The sequence below is a fragment of the Acidihalobacter prosperus genome (genome assembly GCF_000754095.2).
GTDB lineage: Bacteria > Pseudomonadota > Gammaproteobacteria > DSM-5130 > Acidihalobacteraceae > Acidihalobacter > Acidihalobacter prosperus.
On the sequence record NZ_JQSG02000003.1, the window covers coordinates 597,751 to 613,600 of the forward strand.

General features: G+C 61.7%; 17 protein-coding genes and 1 riboswitch. Of the genes, 8 read left to right on the forward strand and 9 right to left on the reverse strand.

Features of this window, described 5'->3' with window-relative positions; all coding sequences use genetic code 11:
• The first annotated feature begins 12 nt into the window (after positions 1-12).
• Both THPRO_RS17120 and THPRO_RS09530 read left to right on the forward strand, forming a co-directional pair.
• Positions 13-159 (forward strand): hypothetical protein, encoded by a 147-nt coding sequence (locus THPRO_RS17120; protein ID WP_038087752.1) that lies wholly within the window; start codon positions 13-15, stop codon positions 157-159.
• A gap of 82 nt (positions 160-241) precedes the next feature.
• A riboswitch (cyclic di-GMP riboswitch) is annotated at positions 242-328 on the forward strand.
• 108 nt (positions 329-436) lie between these two features.
• A complete protein-coding gene (locus THPRO_RS09530) occupies positions 437-781 on the forward strand; it encodes a hypothetical protein (protein ID WP_145930787.1) in 345 nt (114 codons plus the stop codon).
• 35 nt (positions 782-816) lie between these two features.
• Here the strand turns inward: THPRO_RS09530 and THPRO_RS09535 are convergent, their stop codons facing one another.
• Both THPRO_RS09535 and THPRO_RS09540 read right to left on the reverse strand, forming a co-directional pair.
• On the reverse strand, positions 817-1,716 hold the full coding sequence (locus tag THPRO_RS09535) for a DMT family transporter (protein WP_038087747.1): 900 nt from the start codon (positions 1,714-1,716) through the stop codon (positions 817-819).
• Positions 1,713-2,606: an SDR family oxidoreductase gene (locus THPRO_RS09540; protein ID WP_038087745.1), complete on the reverse strand. Its 894-nt coding sequence runs from the start codon at positions 2,604-2,606 to the stop codon at positions 1,713-1,715. Before THPRO_RS09540 ends, THPRO_RS09535 begins: the two co-directional genes overlap by 4 nt.
• Before the next feature lie 65 nt (positions 2,607-2,671).
• Between THPRO_RS09540 and THPRO_RS09545 the strand changes: the two genes are divergently transcribed.
• Positions 2,672-3,724 carry a CDP-6-deoxy-delta-3,4-glucoseen reductase gene (locus tag THPRO_RS09545; RefSeq protein ID WP_065089550.1) on the forward strand — a complete coding sequence of 351 codons (1,053 nt, stop codon included), beginning with the start codon at positions 2,672-2,674 and terminating at the stop codon, positions 3,722-3,724.
• Here the strand turns inward: THPRO_RS09545 and THPRO_RS09550 are convergent.
• The 4 genes from THPRO_RS09550 to hemC are packed head-to-tail and all read right to left on the reverse strand — an operon-like array spanning position 3,721 to position 7,926.
• A complete protein-coding gene (locus THPRO_RS09550) occupies positions 3,721-5,010 on the reverse strand; it encodes a heme biosynthesis protein HemY (RefSeq protein ID WP_065089551.1) in 1,290 nt (429 codons plus the stop codon). The two genes, THPRO_RS09545 and THPRO_RS09550, sit on opposite strands and share 4 nt — an antisense overlap.
• On the reverse strand, positions 5,007-6,170 hold the full coding sequence (locus tag THPRO_RS09555) for a uroporphyrinogen-III C-methyltransferase (RefSeq protein WP_052064107.1): 1,164 nt from the start codon (positions 6,168-6,170) through the stop codon (positions 5,007-5,009). The genes THPRO_RS09550 and THPRO_RS09555 overlap by 4 nt, the downstream gene beginning before the upstream one ends.
• Positions 6,167-6,973 (reverse strand): uroporphyrinogen-III synthase, encoded by an 807-nt coding sequence (locus THPRO_RS09560; protein ID WP_065089552.1) that lies wholly within the window; start codon positions 6,971-6,973, stop codon positions 6,167-6,169. Before THPRO_RS09560 ends, THPRO_RS09555 begins: the two co-directional genes overlap by 4 nt.
• An 8-nt stretch (positions 6,974-6,981) precedes the next feature.
• Positions 6,982-7,926: a hydroxymethylbilane synthase gene (hemC, locus tag THPRO_RS09565; protein WP_038087734.1), complete on the reverse strand. Its 945-nt coding sequence runs from the start codon at positions 7,924-7,926 to the stop codon at positions 6,982-6,984.
• A gap of 115 nt (positions 7,927-8,041) precedes the next feature.
• Here hemC and THPRO_RS09570 point away from each other — a divergent pair, with 115 nt between their 5' ends.
• Entirely contained in the window at positions 8,042-8,524 is a 483-nt protein-coding gene (locus THPRO_RS09570) for a thioredoxin family protein (protein WP_052064106.1), read from the forward strand.
• On the opposite strand, the gene THPRO_RS09575 is transcribed toward THPRO_RS09570, so the two are convergent.
• Positions 8,475-9,212 carry a LytR/AlgR family response regulator transcription factor gene (locus tag THPRO_RS09575; protein ID WP_038087733.1) on the reverse strand — a complete coding sequence of 246 codons (738 nt, stop codon included), beginning with the start codon at positions 9,210-9,212 and terminating at the stop codon, positions 8,475-8,477. The genes THPRO_RS09570 and THPRO_RS09575 overlap by 50 nt on opposite strands.
• Positions 9,190-10,254, reverse strand: coding sequence for a sensor histidine kinase (locus tag THPRO_RS09580; protein WP_038088141.1), 1,065 nt, complete (start codon positions 10,252-10,254; stop codon positions 9,190-9,192). The genes THPRO_RS09575 and THPRO_RS09580 overlap by 23 nt, the downstream gene beginning before the upstream one ends.
• A 92-nt stretch (positions 10,255-10,346) precedes the next feature.
• Here THPRO_RS09580 and argH point away from each other — a divergent pair, with 92 nt between their 5' ends.
• A complete protein-coding gene (gene argH / locus THPRO_RS09585) occupies positions 10,347-11,741 on the forward strand; it encodes an argininosuccinate lyase (RefSeq protein WP_038087731.1) in 1,395 nt (464 codons plus the stop codon).
• 74 nt (positions 11,742-11,815) lie between these two features.
• Here argH and THPRO_RS09590 read toward each other — a convergent pair whose 3' ends face one another.
• Positions 11,816-12,829: an integron integrase gene (locus THPRO_RS09590; protein WP_065089553.1), complete on the reverse strand. Its 1,014-nt coding sequence runs from the start codon at positions 12,827-12,829 to the stop codon at positions 11,816-11,818.
• A gap of 104 nt (positions 12,830-12,933) precedes the next feature.
• On the opposite strand from THPRO_RS09590, the gene THPRO_RS16680 reads away from it, so the two are divergent.
• From THPRO_RS16680 to THPRO_RS09595, 3 genes are all read left to right on the forward strand, one after another.
• The gene (locus THPRO_RS16680) at positions 12,934-13,941 is read left to right on the forward strand and encodes a competence protein CoiA family protein (protein WP_145930789.1); all 1,008 of its coding nucleotides are present in this window, start codon (positions 12,934-12,936) and stop codon (positions 13,939-13,941) included.
• Positions 13,942-14,094: 153 nt separating this feature from the next.
• A complete protein-coding gene (locus tag THPRO_RS16280; RefSeq protein ID WP_082954564.1) occupies positions 14,095-15,087 on the forward strand; it encodes a hypothetical protein in 993 nt (330 codons plus the stop codon).
• Positions 15,088-15,176: 89 nt separating this feature from the next.
• On the forward strand, positions 15,177-15,758 hold the full coding sequence (locus THPRO_RS09595; RefSeq protein ID WP_038087728.1) for a hypothetical protein: 582 nt from the start codon (positions 15,177-15,179) through the stop codon (positions 15,756-15,758).
• The last annotated feature ends 92 nt before the right edge of the window (positions 15,759-15,850 follow it).

Consider the following 15,850-nt stretch of genomic DNA (forward strand, 5'->3'; position numbering starts at 1 on the left):
AGGAGATCTCCCATGCGTCGTCTGGGATTTGTGCTGACGGGTATCTGGTTGCTGCTGACGGGACTCAGCACACTGGTGCACATACGTTTTGAATATCGTGAGTTGCTGATGTCTGCTTTGGCGGTGGTTGCGGGGATCATGCTGATTCTGCAACGATGACCGACCGCCGGTCCGTCATCGACGGCCGTTAGTCGACGAACTTGCCATCATCGGGAGCTTTCGCCTAACATCCATAGACCGAATAGGGAAAAGGCAAACCCGTCGAAAGGCGGGGACGCAAAGCCAGGGGTCTACAGCTCGTCATGAGCCATGACAGCCGGTTGCCACAGCGGATGAGATCCGTGGTGAATCTCCGACTCACTAAAGGTGCGGCGACGGATGACTATGCGACGGCTTGGGACTCCCTACCGATAAGTATATGAAGAGGGAGCTTGCGATGAACCGATTGAGCGGTATCCGTGCGTGGGCACTGGCCCTTTGCATGGCCATGCCGGCGCTCGCCGTAGCCAATACGGAGTTCGATCTGCCGCAGGACAACAGCCTGACCTGGACATTGGTCGGAGCGCAGGCTCGGGCGGTTGCACCCGGGCTTCTGGTCAATGATGTCCGCATGCGTGCAGGCGGCATTCAGAGCGTCAGCGTCGACGGTTACGCCCCGGCAAGATTGGGCTTTTACCTTGGAGCCGCGAGCGATCCGCCGGTTTCGATCGTCGGGCAGGACTTCCGTCCCGATATCGCGGGCAGGATCAAGTACGGCTTCTACCTGGTCAGCACCTTCTGACGTCAGGCGTTCGGCGTTCGGCGTTAGTTAGGTGGTTAGGCGAGGGTACGCCGCCTGAAAGGGTTGGCCAATCCGACGTTGGTCAGATAGACCCCGCCGATCACCAACAGTCCGCCCACGACCAGTGAGCCATCGACCACCTCGCCCAGTATCAGGTGCCCCAGCGTGACCGCGCTGATCGGTACGATATTGATAAAAATGCTGGCGCGAGTGGCGCCGATACGCTTAATGCCCTGGTAGTACCAGACGAATCCCAGGGCGGTGCCCGCGATACCGAGATATGCGAGATTGCCCCAGTCCATCGCCGTATAGGCCCAGACCGCGCTGGCGACCCCGCCGTGCAGAGCTGGCCACAAGAGCATTAGCGCGCCTGCCATCGACGAATAGGTCACGGAAGCCAGCGGCGTAAGCCCGCGCATCACCTGTCGGCCGATCAACGAATAGGCGACCCAACTGACCAAGCATACCAAGATGTCCAGCGTGCCGCTGGGCAAACCGCCATCCAGCAGGCGGGCGGGTTCGCCATGCGAGATTACGATCAGAGCCCCGCATAGCGACGTGGCGATGCCGAATAACCGCACACCGCTTAACGATTCGCGTAACAGAAGCCAGGACAGCAATGCGATCAGTGCCGGGTTCATGGCGATGGTCGCCGCCGCCCTTCCGGCGGCGAGTGTTTCAAGTGCCTTGAAGAAAAAAAGGTTGTAAGCGAAAACACCGGTCGCACCCAGCAGCAGAACGGCCAATACTTGACGACCGCCGAGCCTCGGCAATCCACCCTCGATCAGCTGCGCAAGAAACAAGAGGCAGATCGATGCGAAGGTAAAACGAATGAAAGCGGCTGCGGCAGGATCAACATGGCCGGATAGCAGGCGTCCGGAAACGAATGTGCCACCCCAGAAGAGGGCCATCGCGAAAAGTTTGAGATAGGTCATTTTGCGAGGTAGCCGGGGTCGAGTCGGTTTTCGGCAAGATAGGCGGTCACATCCGGGTATTGCGGTGTGAAACCCAATGCATCTCGTAGTCTGCGAATGTCGATCCGCCGGGATTCGGTGAGATAGCTGAGTCCGGCCGGGCTGGCATGGCGTATGGCTTGCGCGAGAGGAATGCAGGGTGGCGGAGCGAGTCCGCATGCGTCGGCAACGGCGAGGACATATGCGCTCGTACTGCTGGGATTGCCGTCAGTGACGTTGAACAACTCGTTTTGACCTGTCCGTGAAAGTGCCGCCAGGCAAACCGTGGCGAGGTCCTCGACCTGGATACGATTGCTCCAGGGCGCTTGCGCCGGAATGACGATCGGCTGCCCTTGCCTGATGCGATCGAGCGGCAGCCTGTCGGGGCCGTAGATACCGGCCACGCGGAGCCGGGTGAGACTGCTTCCGGATGCGGCGCACCAGGCGGTGAATCGTGATTCAGCATCAAGCCGGCGATATGCACGCGCACTGGCGGGCTTCGGCGCCGTTTGTTCGTCGACCCAGCGGCCATCTTGATTGCCGTATATACCGGTCGTGCCGACGTAGACGGTATGGGTTGGCGCGTGATCGGCGAGGTGTCGCAATACGCGCTGCAGACGTGTGTCGACCTCGCCCTGCGGCGGCGGCGCGACGAGGTAGAGCAGGCGGTAGGGCGGCTCGGGCAGGGGCAGGCCGGCGATATCGTCACCATCCAGGTCGAGGGCAACGGCCTCGACCCCCAGGTCGCGCAACCTTTCTGCCCGTTCCGGGCGTTGCGTGGTGGCGACGACGGTATGGCCAGGCTGGGCCCGCAACCGCTGCGCGACGCGCGTTCCCACGTAGCCGCATCCGATAATGAGCGTGGTCGTCACGGCCTTATATCCGTTGATTCAATCCCACATAATACTGCGTTTGCCAATACGCGGACGGAACGACTATGAGTTTCACGGTGACTTTACGCCCCAGCGGCCACAGTTTCGAGGTGGATGACGACGAGCGTATCCTTGAAGCCGCGCTGCGCGAGGGGTTCGCGTTCCCCTATGGTTGCCGCAACGGCGCCTGCCGCAGCTGTTTAGGCCGCTTGATCGAAGGCGAAGTCGACTATGGACCCAGGAAACCCCCGGGCCTGAGCGCGCAGGACATCGAGTCCGGCAAGGTGCTTTGCTGCCAGGCCGTGCCCTTGAGCGACCTGGAGCTGGAAGTTCGCGACATCGGTGCCGCGCGCGACATCGTGGTCAAGATCCTGCCGGTGCGCGTGGTCGCGCTGGAGCGGCTCAACCACGACGTGATGGAAATGCGCCTGCGTCTCCCCAGTACGGAGCAGCTGACGTTCCTGCCGGGCCAGTACATCGACATCCTGCTCAAGGATGGGCGTCGGCGCAGCTTCTCCCTGGCCAATCCGCCACATCGCAGCGAGTACCTCGAGCTGCACATCCGCCATGTCCCCGGCGGTCATTTCACGGGTAGCGTATTCGGCGGCATGGCGCCCAAGGCACTGCTGCGTATCGAAGGTCCGCTAGGCGCATTTTTTCTGCGCGAGGACAGCGAGCGTCCGCTGCTGATGGTCGCCGGAGGCACCGGGTATGCGCCTATCCAGGGCATGATCGAGCATGCCATGGAAACGGGCGTCGAGCGGCCGATTCATTTTTTCTGGGGGGCGCGCGCGCGCGCGGACCTGTATCGCCATGAGCAAGTGCGGGCCTGGGCGGACGCATGGGCGCCACTGAGTTATACGCCCGTGCTGTCGGCGCCGTTGCCGGCCGATGATTGGTCCGGCGAGACCGGATGGGTGCATGAGTCGGTGCTCCGGGCATACCCTGATCTGAGCGCATTCGACGTCTATCTCTGCGGACCTCCGGCGATGATCGCGGCGGCCGAAAAGGCCTTTCTGGCGCGCGGGCTGCCGGAAGACCGATTGTTTTACGATAGTTTCGAGTATGGCGCGGATACGCTGGAAGCGCTGCAGTCGGACGATGGCGACGTCGGTTAAACCGTATAGATGTCGTCGACGTCGTTGACGAGGCGCTCGCTGATCTGCGGTCTGAGATAGCGATCCCTTTCTGGACGGATGTTGGCTTTTTCCAGCGCCTGTGCACCGTGGATCAGTAGACTCAGGCCGCGGTGGTAGCAGTCGCAGGCGGCGTCGTTCTCGCCGATCTGCACGAGCAGCTCGCCCAGTTCCAGATAGGCCTCGCCGCCGGGGTTTTCAGCGAGACTGGCTTCGTAATAGCTGCGGGCCTTGCCCCAGAGCTGGGCACCACGGCTGATGCGCGCCAGACTGAGCAGCAAAGCTCCGCTGTGCGGATTCGAGCGCAGCCAGGATTCCGCCTGCTTGAGCTGCTGTGTGGGCTCGGGCAGCGACAGCATGCCGTAACGCGCGGCAAGTGCATCGCTCCAGGAGCGGTTCAGGCTGCGCGCCAGCAGGCGCTCCGCCTGTTCCGTAGCGCCGAGCGCGATCAACTGGTCGACGTAAAGTCCGATCAGCTCGGGTCGCTGACGGCTTTTGCGCGGAAGCGCCTCCCAGAATCCACTCAGGCGTGACAGATCGGCCTGCTCCGTCTGCCGGGCGAAGAGTCCGCCGAACACCTTGATCTCCAGATCCTCGACGCGATCGGGACTGATGGCCGTGGTACGTCGCAGACGCGGCAGCAGCTTGGCCAGTGCCTCCCAGTCGTTGAGCTGGATGTACAGACGGCCGAGCAGCTTGGAAACGTAGGCGTGATCCGGCGCCACCTCGCGCAGATGGTTGAGCGTGGCGAGTGCCTGCTCGGTCTGCCCATGCGCGAGTTGCAGCTCGGCCTGGGTCAGCTCGACGGCCACCTGTGCATTTGGGTTGCTTTCAAGGCCGCGACGCAGGTATTCGTCGCGCCGGTCGTAGGCCTGCTGCATCTGCGCGCTTCTGGCGGCCGCGAGGTAGTTGAGCAGCGGCGTCTGACTGCCGGAGGCGCTGCGGATCAGCAGCTTTTCCGACTCCTTCCAGCGTCCTTCGGCCAGCTCGATCAGGCCACGGGTCAGGCCGCGCCGTGCCCGCTCGGCGCGGCGCAGGTGCAGGCGCGCGGAAAGGTCGCGCGGGGTGCGCCAGACCCGGGCGATCAGACGTATCAGGCCGTAGAGCAGCACGAAGCACAGGGCCAGTACCACCAGTAGATCGACCAGCGACAGCTCGACGGACCAATGTCCCCAGGCCAGAACCGCGTAGCCGGGATCGCGCAGCGCCCAGTGCACGGCGGCACCGGTCACCAACATTGCCAGCAAGGCGGCGAACAGGAGTCTCATGCAGACGGACCCCCGGCCGGCGCGGCGGCGGCGAGATGTCTGAGCCGCTTGAGGGCCTCGCCGAGCGATGGCAGAGGCGGCGCCAGATCGACCGCGTTCAGCTTGTCGAGTGTGCTGAGCAGGCCGCTGCGCAGCGCCTGATCGCCATTGCCCTGGTGAAGGGCGTCCATGACGTGAGCGAGCGCCTGGTGATAGGCCCCGTTATCGCCCGCCAGTACGGCCGCGCGTGCGTTTTCGAGGTACAGATACAGCGACTGTGCGGCCTGCGCCTGCGTCGTGATCACGGCGAGGTCGTTCACGCGCTGGGGATAGTGGCGAATGCTCACGTGTTCGGAGATGCTGTGCCATACGGCTTCGATGAAGCCGCGGAAGCCGCCGGGCTTCTTCGTCGTTTCGGCATGGACCGGGGTGGCGGTCGCGTCGCCGCGATCGAGCAGCGCCGTGCCGAGCGGTGTGGGCAGGACGATGTGGCTGAGGATCTGATTGAGCTGCAAAAGAATACCGACCTTGTCCGGAGCCTGGTAGTCGCGCAGCGACTGGATCTCCGCGGCGAGCGCCTGGCGCACCGGCAGCAGATCGGGGTCGCCAAGATGCGCCAGGCGCTGGTCGGCCTGCGTCAACGCGGCCACGGCGCCATGAACGTCGTGCAGAAGGTCGAGCCGGTAGCGCGCGATGCGCATCAGATACTCGACCTCGGAGACCGTCCAGCCGCGCTGATCACGCTGGTTCAGAACCTGGCTTTGCTGCAGGGCCTGGTTGAGCGACTTGAGGGCGTGTGACTGTGCCTGCTGCTGCGCGTCGAGCTGCCTGGTCTGCTGATCCAGGTCGGCGAGACTCGATTCGGAGGCCTTGCTGTCCAGCGTTTCGCGCAATTGCGCGAGGGTAGCCGCCTGCATGTCCATCGTGTGGCGGAACTGGGACCAGGCCCAGTAACCCGCGCCGCCGCCGGCGGCCAACAGGATCAGCGCGAGCAGCGCCAGTACCAGCGCCACGCGCCCGCTGGCCGAAGCGCGCGGAGGCGTCGGGGTTTCCCCGGCATCCGTTGCGGCGTCGTCGGCTGCCGGCGGCTCGGTTGCCGGGGCGTCCTGAGCGGTCGTAGGCGTGAGCGCGTCAGGCGCCGCCTGATCTCCGCGTTTGGGTTCGGAGGCTTCGCTTGTCATGTCGCGTCCCGGTGACTGGCCCAATTGGAGAGAGCATCGAACATCGCTTCGTCGCTTGGATCTTCGGCGACGATGGGCGGCAGCTGGTGACCCAGCTCGCGGGCGGTTTCCGCCAGGCGAGCGCTGCCGAGTATCAGAGGCGTTTTGCGCAGCCACATCTGGCCGAGCTTGCCGACCATATCGAACAGGTTGTGCAGGCCCTCAGCACTCGTCACCATGACGACGCCGACCTCGCCGCGCGACCAGTGATAGAGCAGCGCACCGTTATCGCCGCTGGGCTTTTCACGGCGGTAGGCATTGGCGTAGACCACCTCGGCACCACGCGCGCGCAGGGTATCGCCGAGCATTTCCCTGCCGCCGTCGCCGCGAAAGATGATCACGCGGCGACCGGCCATGTCCTGCAGCTCGGGCGCCTCCAGGAGCGCTTCGCTGTCGAAACGCCGGCCGGGCCGGATATCCACGGTAAGACCGCTCTGTTCGAGCGCACGGGCCGATTTCGCGCCAATGGCGGCAATGCGCACATTGGCGGGCCAACTGCGCCGTGCCTTGACCAGGTTCATGACCTTGTGCACGGCATTGGGGCTGATGAAGATCGCCAGATCGAAGGTTTCGAGCTGGTCGATCTGCCGAATCAGCGGCGCGCGGTCGATGGGATCGAGTATTTCCAGAACGGGAAAGCGTATGGCCCGCCCGCCCGCGTCCTCGATGCGCGCGCACAAGGTTTCGGCCTGATGAGCCGGGCGGGTGATCACCACGCCAAGATGGGAGAGCGGGCGGTCCGACATGGGGGCGGGCATGGCCATGGGCGAGCCTAGTGGGCGACGTCGGGCGGTGCGATGCCGAGCGAGACCAAGACCTCGCCCGCGCCCTGCGCCAGCAGTGCTTCGCCGATTGCCGTGCCCAGTGCTTCGGGCATGTCCGCGGGGCCGTCTGCTTCCGCGCGGTAGATCCGGCCGCCATCGGGCGTGCCGACCAGACCACGCAAGCGCAGGCGGTCGCCGTCGAGTTCGGCATAACCGGCGATCGGTACCTGGCAGCCGCCGTTGAGGCGTGCGTTCAGCGCACGTTCGGCGCGTACGCAGCAGTGCGTATCGGCATGGTCCAGCGGTCCGATCAGCGCCTGCACGCGAGCGTCGTCCAGCCGGGTTTCGATGCCAAGGGCGCCCTGCCCGATGGCCGGGAGGGATTCGTCCGCGTCCATGACGGCGCGGATGCGCTCGCTCAGGCCGATGCGGCGCAATCCGGAGGCGGCGAGAATGATGGCGTCGTATTCGCCGGCATCCAGCTTGGCGAGTCGAGTGTTGACGTTGCCGCGCAGCGGGCTGACCGTGAAGCGCGGGAAGCGCGACATGATCTGCGCCTGTCTGCGCAGGCTGGCGCTGCCCACGTGCGCGTCGGGGGGCATGTCGGCCGGGCTGTCGTAGCGGTTGGAAACGAACGCGTCGAAGGGGCTGTCGCGTTCGAGGATGACCTGCAGCCCCAACCCTGGCGGGAAGGCCACCGGCACGTCCTTCATCGAGTGCACGGCGATGTCCGCCTCGCCGTCGAGCAGTGCCTGCTCCAGTTCCTTGACGAACAGACCCTTGCCGCCGATCTTGGACAGCGGGCTGTCGAGCATCTGGTCGCCGCGCGTGCTCATGCGCACCAGCGTGACCTCCAGCCCGGGGTGAAGCTCGCGCAGCCGTCTGGCGACTTCCTCGGCCTGCCACACGGCGAGCGGGCTCTTGCGGGTGGCTATCCTGAGGCGATTCGTCATAATCGATATGATGGTTGCGTGAAACAGGGCTATGAGTATATAGGATTAGCCTGCGGCGTTGTTCGGCGCGGGTCTGGGGGTCGGGATGGTCAGAGAAGCGAGGATTTGGTGTGTCGTGGCGGGGCTGCTGCTGTTCGCCTCGGTGGGTGCGCACGCGGCCGGCAAGCTGCCGGAGGCGAGCGATCTGGCGGCGGTCGCAGCGGCAGCAGGCAAACGTCCCATCCTGATCGAGATCGCTCAGCGCGACTGTCCCTATTGCATCGCCGTGCGGGAGGATTTCCTCGAACCGATGATCCTGAGCGGCGATTATCGCGATCGCGTGATCCTGCTGCAGCTCCACCGCGATTCGGGGCAGCGCCTGAAGGGGTTCGACGGCGCCTGGGTTTCGCCGGAGGCCTTTGCCGCGCGCTACAACGTCACCGTGACGCCGACCGTGCTGCTGCTCGGCCCGGACGGGCGCCTGCTGACCAAGCCGCTGGTGGGATTGAGCACCCCCGACTTCTACGGCGCGTTCCTGGACGAGGCGATCGATCATGCGGCTGCCGTGCTCAAAGACGCTGCACGGACTCCCTCACCTCAGCCGCGTGCCGGCGGCTGACCTCCAGTCTTTCGTCGATGCCCTTGAAGTAGACGGTCAGCCGGCCGCGCGCGTCGCGCTCCAGCCCGGCAATATGCGCCCGTGCCGCCAAGGCGTTGCGGTGGATGCGCAGAAAACGACGTGGAAATTCCTCTTCTAGCGTTTTGAGCGATTCCTCGATCAGCATCTCTCCGCCGGGGTGGCGCACGGTCACGTACTTGTGGTCGGCGCGCAGGTAATAGACCTCCTCGATCGGCACCAGATCCAGGCGCCCGCGTGAACGCGCGCACAGATGGCTGCGTCCTTCGCCGTCGTCTTCGGCATCCTGCAGCACGTGGGCCAGCTGCGGCCGCGTCAGCCGCTGCGCCTTGGCCAGGGCTTCCTGCAGACGTTCGCGGCGCACGGGCTTGAGCAGATAGTCGGTGGCCTGGGCCTCGAAGGCGGACAGGGCGTGCTGGTCGTAGGCGGTGGTGAAAATCACCGCGGGCGCGTCGCGCAGCTCGGCGAGCCGCCGCGCGGCGGCCATGCCGTCGATGCCCGGCATGCGGATATCCATCAGCACGATGTCCGGCCGGCAGCGGGCGGCGGTCTGCAGTGCTTCCTCGCCGTTCGAGGCTTCGCCGCAGAGGGTGTAGTCCCCGCAGTCGGGCAGCAACGCCTTGAGGCGCTCGCGTGCCAGGGGTTCGTCATCCACGATCATCACGCGCATCTTTTGCTTCCATCGGCAGGCGGAGTTGCACCGAGAACCGCTCGGCGTCCTGTTCGACCACGAGCTTCGCTCGGCCGTCGTAGGCCAGAGCGAGCCGTTCCCTGAGATTGTCCACGGCCATCCCGTTGCCGCGGTGCGGGTTCGCATCGGGCCCTGGCAAGGGGTTTTCGACGACCACGACCAGCTTCATGCCGTCGCGGCGCGCGTCGATGCGGATGGTACCGCCCGACGGCCTGGGCTGAATGCCGTGGTAAACGGCATTTTCCACCAACGGCTGCAGCGACAACGCCGGCATGCGTGCCGCATCCAATCCGGGCTCGATGCGCCATTCGATCCGCAGTCGGTCGCCCAGGCGCAGGGCCTCCAGCGAGAGATAGTGCCGGCTCAGCTCCAGCTCCTCCGCCAGGGTGGACCAGTCCCGCTCCTCCAGCACCGAGCGGAAAACCGAGGCCAGATCGAGTACCGCCGTTTCGGCGACCGCAGGCCGGCTGCGGATCAGGGCCGCAATGCTGTTCATGCTGTTGAACAGGAAATGCGGTCTGATGCGAGCCTGCAGCGCGGCCAGTCTTGCCCCCGTTCGCGCCTCGATGCTGCGTTTCCAATCGTGTTGCACATACATGTAGCGTAGACCGACCGCGGTCACTATGGCGCTGATCAAGGTGTTGCGCATTAGAAACTGGAGGTCGCGGTCGAGGTTCACGTTGTCCGGCCGTACGACCCAATCGAGAAACAGCGCGGTGAGGGCCGAAAGTCCGAGCGTGACCAGAATCACGATGACGTAGGCGATGGCGGCGGCGACTACGGGCGGGCGCCGGTTCAGCCAGGGGCCGAGACGGCAGAGCGCCGCGATCGAACCGAGCGCTATCCACTGGATGAACAGCGAGGTCAGGGCCAGCGCGCGCCAGAAGTGGACGCCGGTACCGCTATGCGCCAGCGACAGGATCACGGCCAGCAACTCGGCCATCAGGATCACGAGCAGCAGAGTGTTATCCCGGCAGAAATCCGGGAGAAACGGGCTCGATGGACTGCCCTCTACGCGCATGCGGGTGTCTTTTATAGGATTTTCACCGATGGTCAGCGAGTTCGCCGGTAAACGCAAGTTGCGTATACTCGCGAGCCTACAGGAGGTAAAAGATGAGCGATCAGCGTGTCGACAAGCTTTGGGGCGGGCGTTTCAGCGAATCCACGGACGCCTTCGTGGAGGCCTTCACCGCCTCGGTGGACTTCGACCGCCGGCTCTACCGGCACGACATCGAGGGCTCCAAGGCGCATGCGCACATGCTTGCCCACGTCGGCGTGCTCAGTGACCGCGAATGCGACGACATCGTCGCCGGGCTGGACGAGATCCTCGGCGAGATCGAGCGCGGCGAATTCGAGTGGTCCGTGGGGCTCGAAGACGTGCACATGAACATCGAGGCGCGGCTGACCGCGCGCATCGGCGCCGCGGGCAAGAAGCTGCACACCGGGCGCTCGCGCAACGACCAGGTCGCCACCGACATCCGTCTGTGGCTGCGCGAGGAAATCGACCACATCCTCGCGGAACTCAAGCGCGCGCGCCGCGGCCTGCTCGATCTCGCCGAGCGCGAGGCCGACACCATCATGCCCGGTTTCACCCACCTGCAGGTCGCCATGCCCGTCACCTTCGGCCACCACCTGCTCGCCTGGTACGAAATGCTCGCCCGCGACAGCGCGCGCCTGCGCGATGCGCGTCGCCGGGTCAACGTCATGCCGCTCGGCGCCGCCGCGCTTGCCGGCACCACCTACCCCATCGACCGCGCCTACGCGGCCAGCCTGCTCGGCTTCGAGGGCGTCGCGGCGAACTCGCTCGACGCCGTCTCCGATCGCGACTTTGCGATCGAGACCTGCGCCGCCGCCGCGCTCATCATGACCCACCTCTCGCGCATGTCCGAGGAAATGATCCTGTGGGCCTCGGCGCAGTTTGGCTTCGTCGACCTGCCCGACCGCTTCTGCACCGGCTCGTCGATCATGCCGCAGAAAAAGAATCCGGACGTACCCGAGCTGCTGCGTGGCAAGGCCGGCCGCGTCAACGGCGATCTGATCAGCCTGCTGACCCTGATGAAAGGCCAGCCGCTCGCCTACAACAAGGACAATCAGGAAGACAAGGAACCCCTGTTCGATGCGGTCGATACCGTGCGCGGCAGCCTGCGCGTGTTCGCCGACATGGTCCCGGCCATCGAGCCACGCCGCGAGCGCATGCGCGCCGCCGCCATGCAGGGCTATGCCACGGCCACGGATCTGGCCGACTATCTGGTGCGCAAGGGCGTGCCCTTCCGCGATGCCCACGAAGTCGTCGGCAAGGCCGTGCGCCACGGCATCGAGCGCGACCTCGATCTCAGCGAACTGCCGCTCGACGAGCTGCAGGCCTTCAGCGACCAGATCGGCCCGGACGTCTTCGACGTACTGACCCTGGAAGGCTCCGTCGCGGCCCGCGGCCACTACGGCGGCACCGCGCCCGACGCGGTGCGGGCGAGGATCAAGGAAGCGCGTACGACGCTGGAGAACGAATAAACGCGTCGCGGTCATTCACGCCGGTTCCGGCTGCTCGACGGCGGCGCATGCCGGCGCGACGCGTGAGGCCCGAATCACATGTCCGAGGGGCTGACCACGCCGCGTCCGCCCTTGTTCAGCACATGCGTATAGCGCATCGTGGTTTCGACATGCCGATGGCCCAGCAGCTCCTGCACCGTGCGAATATCGTAGCCCGACTGCAGCAAATGGGTTGCGAACGAATGGCGTAGCGTGTGCGGCGTCGCCTGCTTGACGATGCCCGCATCGCGCACCGCCCGCTTCATCGCGCGCTGTATGCCCTTTTCATCCAGATGATGGCGGCGCTCGACCCCTGAGCGCGGGTCGATGGATCGCTTCACCGAAGGAAATACATACTGCCAACCCCACTCGCGTCCTGCGCCGGGATACTTCCGCGCCAGTGCGAACGGCAGATAAACCTCGCCGAAGCCCTGGGCAAGATCGTTCTCGTGCAGCGTCTTGACCTGGGCAAGATGCGCCCTCAACTCATCGGCCAGCCGGGTCGGCAGCATCGTTATCCGATCCTTGTTGCCCTTGCCTTCCCGGACCACGATTTCGCCACGCTCGAAATCCACATCCTTGACGCGCAGACGAATGCCTTCCATCAAGCGCATGCCCGTGCCGTACAACAGGCGCGCGAGCAGCGAGTGGATGCCTGACAAATGTCCCAACACCGCCTCGACTTCGTTTTTGGTCATCACGACCGGCAGCCGCTCGCCGCGCTTTGCGCTCGTCACGCCATCCAGCCAGGGCAGCTTGATGCCCAACACTTCGCGGTAAAGGAAAAGCAGCGCGCTTTTCGCCTGATTCTGCGTGGATGCGGAAACCCGCCCCTCGACGGCGAGGTGGCTCAGGAACGCTTCAATTTCGGCTGCGCCCAATTCCCGAGGATGGCGTTTGCCATGAAACAGAATGTAACGCCGGGCCCAGTCGACATAAACGGCTTCGGTGCGGATGCTGTAATGCAGCGTCCGCAAGCGTTCGCGGACTTGATCGAGCAGTTTCGGCTTTGAATTCGTGTCCGAGGTGTGTTTGCGGGTGTTTATAGGGTGCGGTTGCTGACTTGACATGGTTGATAAGCATTGGTAAACCGAACATAAAGTCAGTTTAGACACCTACTAGGTGTGATTCAACGCACCCGTTTAGGGTGTCTACTTTAAGTTAGCACTGAAAAATGCCCCTTCGCGCTGTACTCGATAACATCAACCTGTTTGCCTATGAGCAAACCGTTGAGTCGTGGAACAAGCTGAAAAACTCGCCAGAGCGCAAGAAGCTAGCTATGCCTTGCTGCGGCGAACGAGCTATAGCGAAAACGAGCCCCCTAGGCACATTTTTCTTTGCTCACTATCGGAAGGCTACCGATTGCTATGCCGCACCAGAAAGCCCGGAACATGTTTATTTGAAGGAAATTATCGCAACATCAGCGAAGGCTGCTCACTGGGCGGTTATCACTGAACATCCAGGGGCTTCCCCAAAGGGAGATAAATGGGTAGCCGATGTATTTTGCGAGAAAAAATCAGCTAAAATTGCTTTTGAAATTCAACTCTCAAAACAAACGCTTAGTGAGTTTAAATACAGGCAGGCTAGGTACAAAGAATCGGGCATTCGTGCAGCATGGTTTGTGTCAGCTAATGTCGCAAACTCCATCAACTATCCTCAATCAAAAGAACTGCCGATCTTCGTTGTTGAAGATTATTCCATTGAGGGCTCAATTCCATTGGTATCCGGCTTCAACTTGCCTCTTCGAGATTTCGTGAGAGACCTGTTGTCTGGGCTCATATCCTGGAAAACCGATCCAGAAGAAATGAATATCCACTACATCAAAGATACGTGTTGGAGTTGTGGAAAGCCGGTTAAACAACCCTACGGATACAGCATCGACGTCTATCACGATTTCGTTAAAACCGTACCAAACTGCTCTACGGTGCTTGAAAAAATACTCGGGTACGTGGGAAACGAAAACTTAGCGGCTCGCGGCATAAACAAAATCTCGGCCTTCCCAACCTTTAAAGGCAATGCTCCTAGTTTCCCGTATTGTTCTGAATGCCTGCACTGTGGCCAACCGCAAGCCAACCATTACCTAATGCAAAAACTGAAAGCCGCTCGGGAGGAAGAAGCAGAATACGCGGAGTCATTTGTCACCGGTGAATGCAACGGTAGGTGGGAATGTGCTAACAAGTAGGTCAACTCGTTCGCCTGCGGCTCACTGGGACGTTCAACACTCCGCGCCAGCTCGCGCATGCCTTCGGCATTGTTGCGCGAGCAGTCGCTCCATGTTGAACGCCCGTTACCATGGGCGTTATGCAATCGAGTCCCGTAGAGATGAGGAGTTAAGTTGAAATTACTGATTGAAAGCCAGCAGAACCCTGTCGGAAGTGAGGTGCTGGCCAGAATCGCTATTGTAAGACCGATTCTCACGGCACTGCTGACGGGAATAAAGCGAGAGGTCCTGAATGAGCTTGGCGGTATGGAGAATATTAAGCTCTTTATGTTGCCAAGAGCATATCGTGACGGCTCTGGTGATATAGGGTTCTGCTTTGAATGGGCAATCCATGATGCCATTCGCCGTCAAGACCCGATGGTAATGGAGCGTCTTGAGTCCGCATCTAAGCAATGCAAATTGCCTGGCAATGAATTTCAATCCATTCTATTTGGCATAGAAAAGTCCGGCAAAACCAGAATCATTGACACAGCGAATGATCTCCTGACTAATGACTCACGCATTTTGACAGGGGTGCGGGCGCAGCCACCAAAGCTTAAGAGTTATATGAATATGCTAGCCGCAGCATTCAATCGCCCAAGTACGCGCGCATCCCTACCGTCTTCTATTAATGGGCTATGGAAAGCTGATTTGTTCTTTGGCTCGACAGATGCGGATCGTTGGATTGGAACAACGCTAAAAATTAACGCAAAACAATTGGAAGGTGCTAACGGGCTACGTGTTGGGATAGTGCCTGCTACGCAAGGAGGGTCTGATAAAATCTATAAAGATTCAACCAAGAACCTGATCGTTTGCCCAATTCCCTACGATGCCTCATTCATGGAGCTTTTTTATACTGGATGGAGAATTGTCCAACAATTTATTCACGCAGATGCAAAGGTTCCTGCGCCCGTCGCACTTCCTGCGCCCGCTGACCGCCAAGTCGCTAAAGAATTGGAAATGAGGCGGGACTTTCCTGTTGCGGACGTAATTGCAGCTTTGGAAGCACAGTCGCAGACAGATCTTATTTCAGCTTCAGAAAAGGATGTGGATACAGAAGTAGAGCGAGAGGGTGAAAGCATCCTTAATGAATTATTGATTTCACCAGTCGCAGACTTCGCTAAGTGAATGCATAACAATGGCATCGTGTGGGACTGTCAACCGCGCCGCTTCGCTCTGCGGTTGCCAGCCCCACATGCCGGCCGTTGGGCCTAAGAATGACGACGTTAGAAACGATTAGCTCAATAGCGTCGCTCGCGACGCCCTTTCTCCTAGCGGGACTAGGCGGGCTTGCGTGGATCATCAAGAACCGAATCGAGTCATCTCAGGCGAAGCAAGATGCCCAGGCGTCACGGATTCGCGAGCTTGAGGACAAATTGCGGGAGGACAGAATCGTAACTTACAACGCAATCCTGGATCCCTTCTTTCTCTTGTTCACAAGCGAAGCTGCTTTCTCACTGGATCCGAAGTTCAAGAACAAAAACAAAAACGACCTTGCCATCGCAAAAATGCTGTCAGTGGAGTACCGGCAAGTTGGCTTCAAACTGTCTCTGGTCGCAAACGATACGGTGGTGCGTGCATACAACGCATTGATGCAGTTCTTTTATCACACAGAACAAGATTTGAGACCCATTGATGAGAAGACACAGGATTGGCTCGCTTTGATGGGGACACTTCTGCTCGAGATCAGAAAAAGCATGGGCAACGCCTCCAGCTCACTTGACCGCTGGGAAATGATTGAATGGTTTATGAGCGACGCACCGCAGATCAAGGAGAAGCATGAAAGTAGAAATCAGTAATGTCGTGCCAGCTATGGCCCAACCATGCCTTCCAGCCGACGTATTTGTCGCCGCTTCGCGTCGCCAAATTCGCGGCTGAAGGCGGGCGTTCG